Origin of the sequence: Sphingobacterium sp. JUb20 (genome assembly GCF_004342035.1) — a bacterium.
GTDB lineage: Bacteria > Bacteroidota > Bacteroidia > Sphingobacteriales > Sphingobacteriaceae > Sphingobacterium > Sphingobacterium anhuiense.
This window is the reverse complement of sequence record NZ_SLYV01000009.1, coordinates 12,096-25,786: the sequence shown is the minus strand read 5'-3', so window position 1 is coordinate 25,786 and position 13,691 is coordinate 12,096. Positions and strand designations below refer to the sequence as shown.

The following is a 13,691-nucleotide window of genomic DNA, read 5'->3' as shown; positions in this document are numbered from 1 at the left end:
TTTTTTATAACTCATATTTACTCATTCCTTAGATTATCAGAGATATTTGAACGGGATGCTTTTACAATATGAATGCATATCGTACAGGCTGCGACAATAAGTAAGACAGCGGCCGATAGTATAAATTGCCACACACTAAGAGAGATTTTATAAGCGAAGCCTTGCAACCAAGCATTTGTCGCCCACCAACCAAGCGGGATCGCAATCAATACAGCTAAAGCAACTAGACGTAAAAAATCTTTACCGAGTAACATTCCTAAATCGCTTAAGTCTGCTCCCAGAATCTTACGGATACTGATTTCTTTTGTCCTACGTCCAATTAAAAATGCAGTTAGCGCGAATAGCCCAATAATGGCCATTGCAATGGCTGTAAATCCAAAGAAGGTGACGATGCGTTTTAAGCGCAGATGACTCGCAAATAGTTGTTGAAAATTTTCATCTAAGAAAGAGTGACGAATTCCTAAACCAGGTTCAATATCTTTCCATAGTTTCTCAATACCTGCAACCGTTTTGTTCGAGTCACCGCCAGAAAGTTTAACCAAAATCGCACCTCCTGATTGAAAAACACAAGCATCATTACCTATCGTGAAGACAGTCGGTTGTATTTCCCGCTCAAAGCCCAGCACATTAAAGTTTTTCACAATTCCTACCACCTCGATTGGAACACTATCACAGTCAGGGTAACTGATATATGCTCCGCCAGCATGTTTAAGACCTAATTTTTGAGCTGCGGCCTCATTGATAATAGCCGATCTTGTATGCTGGTCAGCATGACTGTCATTGAATGACCTGCCGTCGACTAAATCAATGTTGAGTGTTTTAAAATAGTCCTGACTTACTTTGACCGACCCAAGGCGATAGGAAGCACCTGCATGTTTAAAATTCATTGTCGATGTATCCGATAAAACATCACCAGGAACCTTGGTTGTTTTCGCCACAGACTGTACTCCAGGTATACGAAGCAGTTCATTTTTAACCTGGTCAAAGTTTTCGTCTCTGTTTTTCTGTATCAATGCTTGCACACGTAGTACCTGTTCACTCGAGAACCCTTTGTCTGACTGCTGCATGTAAGTCAATTGCCGATTAATAACTACAATACTGATAATGAAGAAGGTCGCCACAACAAATTGAACCACAATTAATCCGTTTCGTAAAGCAAGTCCTTGTTTTCCGGTTGAGTAATCACCTTTAAGAACTTTTGTGGTGTTATAGCGTGAGAGGAAAACGGCCGGATAAAGTCCGGAAAGCAAGGTGACAATAACAAGGCAACCGGCAATTTGAGCAATTAATGACCACGAAGATCCTATACCAAATAAATTTAAAGAGACTCCGAATTCCTGATTAAAATAAGGTATGGCTACGCTTAAAAGTAGGAAGGATAAGAATAATGCGATGGTACATTGCAGGGCAATTTCAACCATAAATTGCCAAAATAAATTAGCACGGCTAGAGCCAAGAACTTTTTTGATACCCACCTCTTTAGCGCGTCTCAAAGATGATGCGATCGAAAGGTTACTAAAATTAATTGCTCCAGTAAAGAGAAGCAGTATAGCTAAAACCAATAAGATTGAAATCGTGCCAATATTGCTAGTTCCGTGTTTAGGGAAATTATGGATATCATGAACGGCATCGACAAAAAGACTTGTGCGATTGGCAGATTTGATATACTGATCATACGTCTTTCCTGTTTCTTTCATAAGTCTTTCCGTATAATAAATACGGTCTATTGCTGTCTCCAAATCATTTCCAGCTAGGATATTTTTGGTTTTAACATACGTATGGAAGGACCAATTTTCCCAATGATAGTTTTGTTTTTCAAATGGTGAACGGTATACGATTTCAATATTCAGATGAGTCGGCCCTTCTGGATTTTCCATAATTGCAGTCACCTCGAAATCAAATGAATTGAATGTTTTAATAGTCTTTCCTATTGGATTTTCATTTCCGAAAAGTTTATTAGCCATCGATTCACTAATGACCATGGCATTTGGTTTCTGTAGAGGATTTAATGCATCTCCTGCTACAATCTTATAAGGAAAGACTGAGAAAAAGAGTGAGTCTGCAGATATGGTACCACTTTGTGAAAATGTTTTTTCTCCTACAGAAAGAGGTACTTCAAAAGTAGCATCTGTTGAAATTTTAGTGCTAGATTCGATTTGAGAACCATTTTCACGCAATAAAGTCGCTAAAGGTGCCTGTGTATTGGGAGAAATATCATTCTCGGCGTCACGAAGCGATACTTTATATACTTTTTCAAGTTCCGGGTCCCAACGGTCATAATTAAGTTCATAGTTGAGGTATAATAAGATCATCAAGAAACTAGTTAGACCTACAGTGAGTCCAAGAATATTAATGGCTGAATACCCTTTGATTTTCCAAAGGCTACGTAAGGTTAGTTTTAAATAGTTCTTTATCATCTTAATTTATGTTGCTTCAACTGGTGTACTTTTTCTAACAGCCCTGATTCAGTTTTTAGACCTGTTATTATAATTATTTATTAAAGTGTTCAATTATAATGTTGCTGTTTCCATAATGACCTGTCCATCTAACATACGGATCACACGATCGGAAAACTTAGCATCATGCTCACTATGTGTTACCATGACGATCGTTGTTCCAGCTTCATTCAGCTCTGTTAATAATTGCATCACTTCGTTACCATTATTGGAATCTAAGTTACCCGTAGGCTCATCGGCAAGAATTAGTTTTGGATTATTGACAACAGCCCGAGCCACTGCAACACGCTGCTGCTGACCTCCAGACAGTTGTTGAGGGAAGTGATTGCGGCGGTGCATAATTTGTACTTTCTCCAAGACTTCTTCAACGCGACGTTTACGCTCTGCTGCAGGAACATTGGTATAAACTAGAGGAAGTTCTACATTTTCAAATACCGTCAGTTCATCGATCAGATTAAAACTCTGAAAGACAAAACCAATATTATGCTTACGTAAATCCGAACGGCCACGTTCTTTGAATTTAGCGACTTCAATTTCATTAAATAGGTAGCTTCCTTCATCCAAATCATCCAGAAGCCCGATAATATTGAGCAAGGTAGATTTGCCACATCCAGAAGGTCCCATGACGGCAACAAATTCCCCCTCCTTGACATGGATATTCAAATTGTTGAGTGCCACGGTCTCTACTTCTTCTGTACGATAGTACTTTTGAAGGTTGCTGATTTTGATCATATTTTTTGTGCTCATATCTAAGTTTATGTTTTAAGTTTAATATTTTGAAGTATATTGAGGTTTAATTTATTAATAACAACCCTCAATATTGTTTACATTATTTTTTAATATTTAACTCCTGTACTTTATCATAAGTCTCATAGCTGGATACAATTACTTTATCACCAGGTTGTAGACCTTTAATGACTTCATAATATTCAGGATTCTGTCTTCCCAGTTGAATATCCACACGGTAAGCAGTATTTCCATTTTTATCCAGTTTAAAGATCCAATTACCACCGGTCTGCTGATAAAATCCTCCTTTTGCAAGTAATACTGCTTTGGTCTCGTCACTCAAAGCCAATCTGATCTGTAAAGTCTGCCCCCTACGGATACCTTTAGGAACTTCATTGATAAATTCCATATCGACCTGAAACCGTCCATTTGTTACTTGTGTATATACTTTTTTGATTCTTAACTTATATGCTTTATCACCAATTGTGAATTCACCTTGAAGATCCGGGAAAATTCGATTGATATAATGCTCGTCAATATCCGCACGAACCTTAAATCCCGTAAGCACGTCGATCTGTCCAAGACGTTCACCTGCATTTTTATTTTGTCCAATCTCAGCGTCAAATGATGTTAATTGACCATCTACAGGAGAACGAACGATCAAATCGCCGATTTTTCTCTTCATCAATTCAAGAGCACTTTGTGTACGTTGATACGTTTCTTTATCCTGATGCGCTTTTTGATTGGTCGAAACCTCATCCTGTTTTAGGATTTGTTTTGTTAAGTTAACCCGTTCTTTTTGGTAGTTATATTCATTTTTTGATTTTTCAAATTCTTGTGATCCAATCGCTTTTTCATTCAATAATTTTTTATTTAATTGATATACACGTTCAGCCTCTTTATAAGCCTGTTCTACATCTGCCATCTGGTTACGGTTATTGATCGAAACCTGTTGTGCATTGGTTTGGGCAATCTGTGATTGTGTCAAGAGGTTTAAAACCTGTGTTTCCTGTTGAATAAGAGTAAGTTCCTGATCGGTATTGGACAACCGCATGATTGGATCTCCCTTTTTTAAGGTCGCACCATCTTCTACATATTTTTCCTCCACACGGCCTCCAACAGAAGCATCTAAATAAATACTGCTAATAGGAAGAACAGATCCATTGATTGGAATGAATTCCTGAAAATTGTCTTTTTTTATCTCAACGATGGAAATACGATCTGCTTCTACATTCAACTTGCTGTTACCGCTTGTAAAATAAAAGCTTGCGGCTATAAGGCCGACCAAACCTGTAATTCCGACTAAGGTTAATATGCGTTTGTTATTCCACTTCTTCTTTTCTAAAGGTCTGTCCATAATACGTTTCAATTTTGTTATTATCTATGAAAGATGTGCCATAAATGTAATGTGTTGATATTCATTTCATTATTGTGTTTTAACTATTTGTCTAGTGTTCGTATTCGAACACTTATTGTTCGGCTGCGTACAACTTGATAATTGAGTCGTTTTTTTTCATAAAAAATGAGTGTATGATTGAAGTGTTCGCTTTCGAACACCTGCATGTACGAAGATGAACATAAATCGTTGTTGCATATTGTTATTTAGTTGATAATTAGTGATTTGTTTGTTTGGCATGGCCTGTGGTTAAAGATTTGGAAAATATGAAATATGAAACGAATCTTTATATACAGTTTGTGTTTTCTTTATAGCTTGACTTTTGTGCGTGCACAAGTTCAACAGCGCTCGTTGAGTGAATGCATACAGATAGCTATAAAAGCAAATCCGGCCTTAATGCGGAACGAACTAGATGTAAAAAGAGCAGGCATTAATTTGAATCAGGCAAAAGCAAATCGATTGCCAGATGTCAATGCAGGTTTGAATCATAGCTTTAGTACGGGCCGGTATTTGGATAAAACAATCAACCAATATACAACAACAAACAATTCTTCGGGAGGAGCTTCTTTAGGAGTAACTGTTCCTGTGTTTAACGGATTTCGAATTTTGCACGACGTACGTATGAAAGCTGATGCAAAAACTGCCAGCAAGTTGGAATTCGATTCGCAGATCAATACGCTTAAACTGGATGTGATCGAATCGTTTATTCAGATTTTGACTGCTCAGGATGTCTTGAAACAGTCTGAATTGCAAACTGAGGTGACCAGGGAACAGGTGCGTAGGGCAGAAGTACTTCATAAAGAAGGTGCAATTGCACCGGGGGATTATTTTGATCTGAAAGGACAATTGGCGAATGATATCAATGCAATTGAAAATAACAAACAGATTTTGTATCTCAATAGACTGAGGTTATCTACTTTATTGAATGTAGATGAAACAAGTCTGGGCGAGTTGAAAGCGATCGAATTTAAACAAGATGCCGAAATTAAAACTGCAGCGCAATTGTTTGATGCCGCAAGTGAGAACTTGCCAATTATACCAGCACTGGATTGGCGGATAAAGGCTGCTGAACGCAATATTAAAGTGGTGAAATCAAATTATTGGCCATCCTTGTCTTTCAGTGCAGGTTTATCTACAAATTATTCAAACGGTGCTGATTTTGGTTATTTTAAGCAATTCAACAATAATTTAGGGAAGTCAATTGGACTCAATTTAAACATTCCGATCTTCAATCATCTCGCTGTATATAATCAAGTGAAATTAGCTAAATTAGATTTGGAATCTGCCAAATTTCAAAAAGATGTTAGTCTCAATGAATTACGTACCGAGACTGCTAAGGCTGTTTTTAATTTGAAAAATGTCAGTAATAACATCGTTCAATTGCAAGAACAGCTACAAAGTTATTCGGAATCATTTCGTATTGCACAGGTACATTTTGAGGCAGGAAATAGCAATTCCGTACTGTTCTTAACAGCAAAGAATAAATTGGACAGTAGTCAGATTCAGTTGCTTGTGAAGCAATATGAATGGTTGCTTCAAAAATATATCAATGATTATTATGCAGGCTCGTTGAATTTATAGTTATCTTAGTATCTGAATAAATGCATGCATGAGTATTCTTTTATAGTTATGAACAATAAATTACTCATGATAACCTCATTGCCAGTGCAGAACAAATTATTTTAATGAAAAAGTCAGCAGTTTTAGTCGTCGATGATGACCATGATTTATTAACAGCAGCACGTATATTACTCAAGCCCAAAGTGAGCCATGTGCAAGTAGAATCTAATCCAGAAAATCTCATGGGACATCTGGATAAGATGTCGTACGATCTGGTTTTACTGGATATGAATTTTAAAAGTACAATCAATACGGGTAATGAAGGATTGTTCTGGTTGTCACGGATAAAAGAAAAATATCCAAATATTCGGGTTATCATGATTACAGCGTATGGAGCTGTTGACCTAGCCGTGAAATCACTCAAACAGGGAGCTTCAGATTTCGTGGTAAAACCATGGATTAACGAACATCTATTGGCTACAATAGAAAGTGCGCTGACAGAAAATAAAAATCAAGACAAAAAAGTTAAAAATTCGCTTTTAACGTTGGACGGTGTTCCCGATTTAATTGGGAAGTCGGTCGTAATGGATGAGTTGCAATATAAGTTAGAGAAGATTGCTCCGACAGATGCAAACATATTGATTTTAGGAGAAAATGGTACTGGAAAGGATCTGATCGCACAGGCCATTCAGAAACGTTCACTTCGTGCCAATGATGTCTATGTGAAAGTAGACGTAGGCTCTTTAACGGAAAGTTTGTTTGAAAGCGAATTGTTTGGATATAAAAAGGGAGCTTTTACGGATGCACGGGAAGATCGTCAAGGTCGGTTTGAAGCGGCCAATGGAGGGACTTTGTTTTTGGATGAAATTGGAAATATCTCGCTGCAGCAACAGTCTAAATTATTGACCGTCCTTCAAAATCGTTATGTGACGCCATTAGGATCACATCAGATGATTTCTGTCGATATCCGCCTCATAACAGCTACAAATGCAGGATTGAAAGTACTTGCTGATGAAAATAGATTCCGAAAAGATCTGATTTACCGGATCAATACCGTAGAAATACAGGTTCCACCTTTACGACATAGGGGACATGATATTCAGCTTCTCGCAGAACATTTTTTAAACGTTTATGCTAAGAAATATAATAAACGGATTGACGGATTTGAAGCAGATGCCATAAAAAAACTCTTTTCTTATCATTTTCCGGGTAATGTACGAGAATTACAATACAGCATTGAACGCGCGGTGATTATGGCCGACCAAGCGAGTATTAGCGGTAACGATATCTTTTTTTCCCCAATTGAGCAACAGCCCGAAGAAAGTTCATTTGACACGAGCATTGCTGGTACAAATTTGGAAGAATTAGAAAGAAAAGCGATTAAAGCGGCGATAGACCGATTTAATGGAAATATAAGTAAAGCTGCAAAGGAGTTGGGATTGACACGGGCAGCCTTATACAGAAGATTGGAAAAATATGATATCTAAAGAATGAAAGGTAATCGATTCTTTAATCTAGTTAAATTACTGATTTTGTTGGCAGGATGTGTGATCGATGCCTTTCTGGTGTTTAAGGGTTTTTATACCTATGCTGTTTTGATTTTTCTTCTGCTTGCCTGCTTAGCTTACAGCATCTATCAGCAAATCCACTTTTTATCGCAGCAAGTGGTCGAGTTTTCCGAGGCGGTGAAATACCATGATTTTACACGTAGATTCGTTGTTAAAAATGCGAAATCAACGGAAGGTAGACTTTTTACCTCTTTTAATCAGATTAACGACACCTATAAGGAGATCAGCATGGATAAGGAGATCCAGCATCAATATCTCGATAGGGTTATTAATATGCTAAATTCGGCTATTATTTTCTATCAATTGGACAGCGGAAAAGTGATGTGGGTAAATGATGCTTTTAAGCAATTGTTTCATATGCCACATTTAGGAAATATTTCTGCCCTAAAGAAAAAACACGAAGAATTGTACGAAAAGACCATGCGTTTGGATGTTGGACAGCAACAAATGGAATCTGTACAGTCAAAAAAAGGAAAGATAAAGTTGCTTATTCAGAGTTCTAGCTTTGAAACACAAGACGCGGTCTTTCGGATTGTCGTCTATCAAAACATCAATGAAGCGATGGATGAGACCGAAACGAAAGCCTGGCAAAAGCTTTTAAGGGTGTTGACGCATGAAATCATGAATTCAATTGCTCCGATCAGTTCGCTAGCAGAGACCTTAAACGGAAGGCTAAATCATTTCAGAGGACAGGAAGATATAGAGGATTTAAAAGTAGGAATTTCGACCATCCAACGCAGAAGTCAGGGACTTTTGCATTTTGCTAAAAGTTACAGGATGATCAATAAGGTCGACGAACCTTCGCTGGTTCCCATTTCTGCAGCACAGCTTTTTGAACATATTTACCAATTATTGGAACCAACAATTCTTCAAAAGAATGTGGATGTAGATATTATTTTGAAGAATACCCGCTTGATTCTTCACGCTGATGTTAATCTGATTGAACAGGTTATCATCAATTTGATGTTAAATGCTATTGATGCCGTTAAATTAAATGACAACCCTTATATCAGTCTTTCTGCCATAGAAGCCGATGGTAAGATACAGGTGAGGATTGAAGATAATGGAATTGGTATACCCAGTGATCTGCAAGAACAAATTTTTACACCATTTTTTACAACAAAGAAGACCGGTACAGGTGTTGGCTTGACCTTGAGCAAGCAGATTATGCTGCTGCACAAAGGGACGATTTTTGTTAATAGTGAAGAAGGAAAAGGAAGTGTTTTTATCTTACAGTTTTAGATCATTCCTTGCTATTGACTTATTTTATTGCTAACAGTTCTACGCTGGTTAGCCCTATGCTTCTGTGTTTTATCATCAGCCATTCACGAATGTTCCATGTGAAATATTTCCTGTTTTATACTTTTTTAGAGAAATGAAGGTAGATCATGTTGTTTCTTAATAGGAAATATGTGTAGACCTTATTGTTATTTTCTAAAGGATTTATAGAGCTTTTATAGAGGTTTGATAGAGGGTTCATAGAGGTAAATCTCTATAAACCCTCTATTAATGCTAAGTAAAATGAGTATAAACGCTAAAGAAATATCCAATAAGCTACACAGGTGATCCAAATATGTATAACTCTATGTACATTTGTCCTCGAAATGCAGTTTTATCTAAAATATTTACGTCATTACTTAATTTCTCATAGCCGTCATGGGACTCATTCACCGTTTGTATATAAATTGGTTGATGAAGTTCTTTATCGAAAACCTACTGTTGAAGAATTGAATGCTGTGCCATTATTCTATAAGAGGGCAGGGAAGAAGGCTATCAAAAAATATTTATTTCTAGAACGTTTGTTGCGGACATTTGCCTTTAGAACCTTTAAAGTAAGAGGTAAAATGGTCCAGCAGGATCTTTTAGAATTATTTAGGCAAATAAGAAATGATGACTTCCCTAGGGTTATTTATTATATTGATACCGATGAGGATTATCTATCTGTATTGGAGGATGTTGATGAACATGCTATTTTAATTATTGAAGAGCCACATGCTTCTAAAAACAATGAAAAATACTGGGACCTACTAAAACAAGCTGAAACGGTAGTCGTGACTATTGATCTTTTCCATTTAGGATTGGTTTTCTTTAAAAAAGGTCAAAGAAAAGAAGATTTTCTCATTCGTTTTTAAGAGAAGAGGTGTTTATGATATTGATCATCTCTTATTCGGAAAAGATGATCAATTAACTATTGGTATGTTATTTTAAAATGCTTCGCTAAGAGAAAGGTAGAATCCCGATTGTCTTTTTTCTCCAGGCCGCTGTTCGCCGTAAGCGTAATCAATTCGAATATTACTATTATGTTCTAAGCTGAAAAAATAACGAAAACCTCCTCCATAGGATGGAATAAATCGAGCATTATATTCTTTTGAAAAGACAGATCCCACACCTGTAAACGCTGCTGCTGCAAATCTGGGATGAAACCTGTAACGTAATTCTGCTTGTGATGCCAGATAGTTTTTATCTTTATACCGACCGATATAGTATCCACGCATCATCATATCACCACCTAAATCTCTATAGGCGTAATATGGAATGGTTTTGCCAAAGGTAGATCTATAAATAGCCTGAGCAGCCAATGTTAGTTTGGGATGAAGAGGAAAAAATGCACGCAGATCAGCGTCAAAATTGCCACCTTCGAAATCTTCTTTTGTCCATAGTTTTGGAGCATAAGCTAGTTTAGCTCTTGCGTAATATCCTTGAGTCGTGTAAGATACATTGTTTCTGCTGTCAAATAGCTGTGAAATACCCAGCAGTAACTGCTGTCCACCATTTTTTCCTAGTAACGATGCGTCGTCAAAGATACCGTCTATTTCCTTGTCCTTAAATTGTACATAGTCATATTGTATATTGACACCAGCATAATATTTGGACGCAATTCTTTTTTCTACTTCTAATTTGACACGGAAAAGTTTCTGACTGATAAGATCTTCGTCAGCTTTTTTTGTATCCATACCTATACCATAGTAATTCGAGGGCCAATTGCGGTACCGGATCTCTGAAATAATATGATAATCATTATTATCTGTCCAAATATCAGCCTGTAGTTTAATATTTGATTGTTTTTTAGTTGTATAGGTACCCATTAATAAAATGTTTGATGACCTAATACTTGAATCTTTTTTGTTAAAATAGAAATTGTAATTGCTGGCGATGCCATATTCAGCACCTGTTTCTTGCGCATAACCCAAAGCCGGCAATACCATGAATACGCCAGATCTTGTTGAGTCCTTTGAGGTCGAAAAAACTTTTTTTGTAACTTTTTCTATTATATTTTGAGCTTTTACAATATGTGTATCGGTGATGAAAACAATGAATAGTATTGAAACTAGTATTTTGATCACTTTACGCTGATCTCGATTTTGCATGGCCAAACTTAGATAAATTTGTTTTATTTACAATTTTAATTGCGTCATATAGATAACAAATTTATCGATTAACATTTATTTTTTAGGCTTTATGTTTGCTGTTCTGTTCTTGATCCCGAGCTGTCAAGGATAATAATCTAGTAGATGAAATACCGAATTTTGCACCCGTGTTATTAATTGTCTTATTTCGCTTGAAATTTATTTATCTGCGTATCAGTAGTGTTGTGAAAAAGTAGCGTTTTTTTTAAAAAAATATTTTTGTAATGTGGGTTTAGTGTATATCTTTGCATCAGCAAACAAGGAAATAGCGATGCTAACACAGAAAGTTTGATAGTTCTTTTAAGAGTGAAAAAAAATAAAAAAAGCTTGCAAGTGTCAAAATTAAAATAGATATTTGCACTCGCTAAACAAAAGAAATTGCGTTTGGAGATTAAAAAAGCTTTTAAATAAAGATGCCTCTTTAGCTCAGCTGGTAGAGCAACTGACTTGTAATCAGTAGGTCATTGGTTCGATTCCGATAAGAGGCTCAAACATAACTTTAGAGTTATGGGGGGGTTCCAGAGCGGTCAAATGGGACGGACTGTAAATCCGTTACTTCGGTTTCGAAGGTTCGAATCCTTCTCCCCCCACACTAAGCAGTTAGCGTACTGTTGGTGACGAAAGTCTAAGAAAAACGCAAAAAAAGCGAAAGTAGCTCAGTTGGTAGAGCGATAGCCTTCCAAGCTATAGGTCGCGAGTTCGAACCTCGTCTTTCGCTCAAATTTTTAAGTCTTGATTTTTAGTCTCTGTCTTCTTTGATAATATTATATCTAAAGGTGGGGGCATTAATCTGTAGATAGGATTTTCGAAAAGCCGAAGTAGCTCAGGGGTAGAGCACTTCCTTGGTAAGGAAGAGGTCGTGGGTTCAAATCCCATCTTTGGCTCGTACAACATTGTATAACAAGTATAGAAATATTTATAATTACTAATTCGCATAAACATGGCAAAAGAGAAATTTGACCGTAGTAAACCACACTTAAACATTGGTACAATCGGTCACGTTGACCACGGTAAAACTACTACAACTGCAGCTATTACTAAAGTATTAGCAGACGCAGGTTTATCAGAAGCTCGTTCATTTGATTCAATTGACTCTGCTCCTGAAGAAAAAGAGCGTGGTATCACTATTAATACTGCACACGTTGAGTACTCAACTGCTTCACGTCACTATGCACACGTTGACTGTCCAGGTCACGCCGATTACGTGAAAAACATGGTAACTGGTGCTGCTCAGATGGATGGCGCTATCATCGTAGTTGCTGCTACTGATGGTCCTATGCCTCAAACACGTGAGCACATCTTATTAGGTCGTCAAGTAGGTATCCCTGCTTTAGTTGTTTTCTTAAACAAAACTGACTTAGTAGATGATGAAGAATTATTAGATTTAGTTGAAATGGAAGTTCGTGAATTATTATCATTCTACGATTATCCAGGAGATGATGTTCCAGTAATTAAAGGTTCTGCTTTAGGTGCTCTTAACGGTGAGCCTGAGTGGGTTGCTAAAATTATGGAATTAATGGATGCTGTTGATAACTACATTCCAATCCCTCCACGTTTAACTGAATTACCTTTCTTAATGCCAGTAGAGGATGTATTCTCGATCACAGGTCGTGGTACTGTTGCTACAGGTCGTATTGAAAGAGGTGTAATCAACTCTGGAGATCCAGTTGAGATCTTAGGTATGGGTGCTGCTGAAGGTTTGAAATCTACAGTAACAGGTGTTGAGATGTTCCGTAAAATTTTGGATTACGGAGAGGCTGGTGATAACGTAGGTTTATTATTACGTGGTATTGAGAAAACTGATATCCGTCGTGGTATGGTTATCGTTAAACCAGGTTCAGTAACTCCACACGATTACTTCAAAGCTGAGGTTTACGTATTATCAAAAGCTGAAGGTGGACGTCACACTCCATTCTTTAACAAATACCGTCCTCAATTCTATTTCCGTACAACAGATGTTACAGGTGAAATCACTTTAGCTGAAGGTACTGAGATGGTAATGCCAGGTGATAACGTTACGATCACTGTTAAATTGATCTCTGCTATTGCTATGGAAAAAGGTTTACGTTTCGCTATCCGTGAAGGTGGTAGAACTGTAGGTGCTGGTCAGGTAACTGAAATTTTATAGTCTTTTAAGATTCTAAAATCACATATAATAAGCTAATCAGTTCATACTGATTAGCTTATTTTTTCAGTCTGAAATATTGATTAAAAAACAATAAAAAAAGATTAAAAAAATTTGCAGGGAATAGTTAAAAACACTATATTTGCATCATCAAAATAAGATAATACACGGGAATAGTTCAACGGTAGAATAGAGGTCTCCAAAACCTTTGATCAGGGTTCGAATCCTTGTTCCCGTGCTTAATAAATAAACTGAAAATGGCAAAAGTACTTGATTTTTTTAAAGACTCTTATGTCGAAATTACAGAGAAGGTTACTTGGCCTACTTGGGGTCAATTACAGAACTCCGCTGTGATTGTACTTGTTGCTTCTGTTATAATAGCATTATTGGTTTTTGTAATGGATAAAGCTTCAAGTAACGTATTAGAGTTATTGTACGGTATTGCTTCTTAAT

Annotated in this window: 10 protein-coding genes and 5 tRNA genes; 11 read left to right on the top strand and 4 right to left on the bottom strand. The window is 36.9% G+C overall.

The features are described from left to right. Nucleotides 1-17: 17 nt before the first annotated feature. From EDF66_RS15700 to EDF66_RS15690, 3 genes are all read right to left on the bottom strand, one after another. The gene (locus EDF66_RS15700; protein WP_132843683.1) at nt 18-2,417 is read right to left on the bottom strand and encodes an ABC transporter permease; all 2,400 of its coding nucleotides are present in this window, start codon (nt 2,415-2,417) and stop codon (nt 18-20) included. A 93-nt stretch (nt 2,418-2,510) separates the two neighbouring features. Further along, on the bottom strand, nt 2,511-3,188 hold the full coding sequence (locus EDF66_RS15695) for an ABC transporter ATP-binding protein (RefSeq protein ID WP_132773513.1): 678 nt from the start codon (nt 3,186-3,188) through the stop codon (nt 2,511-2,513). Nucleotides 3,189-3,285: 97 nt separating this feature from the next. Beyond that, on the bottom strand, nt 3,286-4,539 hold the full coding sequence (locus EDF66_RS15690) for an efflux RND transporter periplasmic adaptor subunit (RefSeq protein WP_132843681.1): 1,254 nt from the start codon (nt 4,537-4,539) through the stop codon (nt 3,286-3,288). A 312-nt stretch (nt 4,540-4,851) separates the two neighbouring features. Between EDF66_RS15690 and EDF66_RS15685 the strand changes: the two genes are divergently transcribed. The 4 genes from EDF66_RS15685 (at nt 4,852) to EDF66_RS26350 (ending at nt 9,838) form a co-directional block, all read left to right on the top strand. Continuing rightward, nucleotides 4,852-6,159 (top strand): TolC family protein, encoded by a 1,308-nt coding sequence (locus tag EDF66_RS15685; RefSeq protein WP_132843680.1) that lies wholly within the window; start codon nt 4,852-4,854, stop codon nt 6,157-6,159. Between the two features lie 104 nt (nt 6,160-6,263). Beyond that, the gene (locus EDF66_RS15680) at nt 6,264-7,625 is read left to right on the top strand and encodes a sigma-54-dependent transcriptional regulator (RefSeq protein ID WP_132843678.1); all 1,362 of its coding nucleotides are present in this window, start codon (nt 6,264-6,266) and stop codon (nt 7,623-7,625) included. A gap of 3 nt (nt 7,626-7,628) precedes the next feature. Continuing rightward, entirely contained in the window at nt 7,629-8,948 is a 1,320-nt protein-coding gene (locus EDF66_RS15675) for a sensor histidine kinase (RefSeq protein WP_132843677.1), read from the top strand. 362 nt (nt 8,949-9,310) lie between these two features. Continuing rightward, on the top strand, nt 9,311-9,838 hold the full coding sequence (locus tag EDF66_RS26350) for a hypothetical protein (RefSeq protein ID WP_132843676.1): 528 nt from the start codon (nt 9,311-9,313) through the stop codon (nt 9,836-9,838). Nucleotides 9,839-9,910: 72 nt separating this feature from the next. Here EDF66_RS26350 and EDF66_RS15665 read toward each other — a convergent pair whose 3' ends face one another. After that, nucleotides 9,911-11,074 carry a BamA/TamA family outer membrane protein gene (locus EDF66_RS15665; protein WP_132843675.1) on the bottom strand — a complete coding sequence of 388 codons (1,164 nt, stop codon included), beginning with the start codon at nt 11,072-11,074 and terminating at the stop codon, nt 9,911-9,913. A 454-nt stretch (nt 11,075-11,528) separates the two neighbouring features. Between EDF66_RS15665 and EDF66_RS15660 the strand changes: the two genes are divergently transcribed. The 7 genes from EDF66_RS15660 (at nt 11,529) to secE (ending at nt 13,690) form a co-directional block, all read left to right on the top strand. After that, a tRNA-Thr gene (locus EDF66_RS15660) sits at nt 11,529-11,601 on the top strand. A 21-nt stretch (nt 11,602-11,622) separates the two neighbouring features. After that, a tRNA-Tyr gene (locus EDF66_RS15655) sits at nt 11,623-11,703 on the top strand. A 55-nt stretch (nt 11,704-11,758) separates the two neighbouring features. Further along, nucleotides 11,759-11,831 (top strand) — tRNA-Gly (locus EDF66_RS15650). A gap of 94 nt (nt 11,832-11,925) precedes the next feature. Continuing rightward, nucleotides 11,926-11,997 (top strand) — tRNA-Thr (locus tag EDF66_RS15645). 56 nt (nt 11,998-12,053) lie between these two features. Continuing rightward, entirely contained in the window at nt 12,054-13,241 is a 1,188-nt protein-coding gene (tuf, locus tag EDF66_RS15640) for an elongation factor Tu (RefSeq protein WP_132843674.1), read from the top strand. A 164-nt stretch (nt 13,242-13,405) separates the two neighbouring features. Next, nucleotides 13,406-13,476 (top strand) — tRNA-Trp (locus EDF66_RS15635). A 19-nt stretch (nt 13,477-13,495) separates the two neighbouring features. Then, the gene (gene secE, locus EDF66_RS15630; protein WP_031288930.1) at nt 13,496-13,690 is read left to right on the top strand and encodes a preprotein translocase subunit SecE; all 195 of its coding nucleotides are present in this window, start codon (nt 13,496-13,498) and stop codon (nt 13,688-13,690) included. Nucleotide 13,691: the final 1 nt, after the last annotated feature.

What these genes read in the sequence shown, in the direction of transcription:
- EDF66_RS15700 (WP_132843683.1), bottom strand. Translation starts at nt 2,417, where the DNA reads ATGATAAAGAACTATTTAAAACTAACCTTACGTAGCCTTTGGAAAATC.
- EDF66_RS15695 (WP_132773513.1), bottom strand. Translation starts at nt 3,188, where the DNA reads ATGATCAAAATCAGCAACCTTCAAAAGTACTATCGTACAGAAGAAGTA.
- EDF66_RS15690 (WP_132843681.1), bottom strand. Translation starts at nt 4,539, where the DNA reads ATGGACAGACCTTTAGAAAAGAAGAAGTGGAATAACAAACGCATATTA.
- EDF66_RS15685 (WP_132843680.1), top strand. Translation starts at nt 4,852, where the DNA reads ATGAAACGAATCTTTATATACAGTTTGTGTTTTCTTTATAGCTTGACT.
- EDF66_RS15680 (WP_132843678.1), top strand. Translation starts at nt 6,264, where the DNA reads ATGAAAAAGTCAGCAGTTTTAGTCGTCGATGATGACCATGATTTATTA.
- EDF66_RS15675 (WP_132843677.1), top strand. Translation starts at nt 7,629, where the DNA reads ATGAAAGGTAATCGATTCTTTAATCTAGTTAAATTACTGATTTTGTTG.
- EDF66_RS26350 (WP_132843676.1), top strand. Translation starts at nt 9,311, where the DNA reads ATGCAGTTTTATCTAAAATATTTACGTCATTACTTAATTTCTCATAGC.
- EDF66_RS15665 (WP_132843675.1), bottom strand. Translation starts at nt 11,074, where the DNA reads ATGCAAAATCGAGATCAGCGTAAAGTGATCAAAATACTAGTTTCAATA.
- tuf (WP_132843674.1), top strand. Translation starts at nt 12,054, where the DNA reads ATGGCAAAAGAGAAATTTGACCGTAGTAAACCACACTTAAACATTGGT.
- secE (WP_031288930.1), top strand. Translation starts at nt 13,496, where the DNA reads ATGGCAAAAGTACTTGATTTTTTTAAAGACTCTTATGTCGAAATTACA.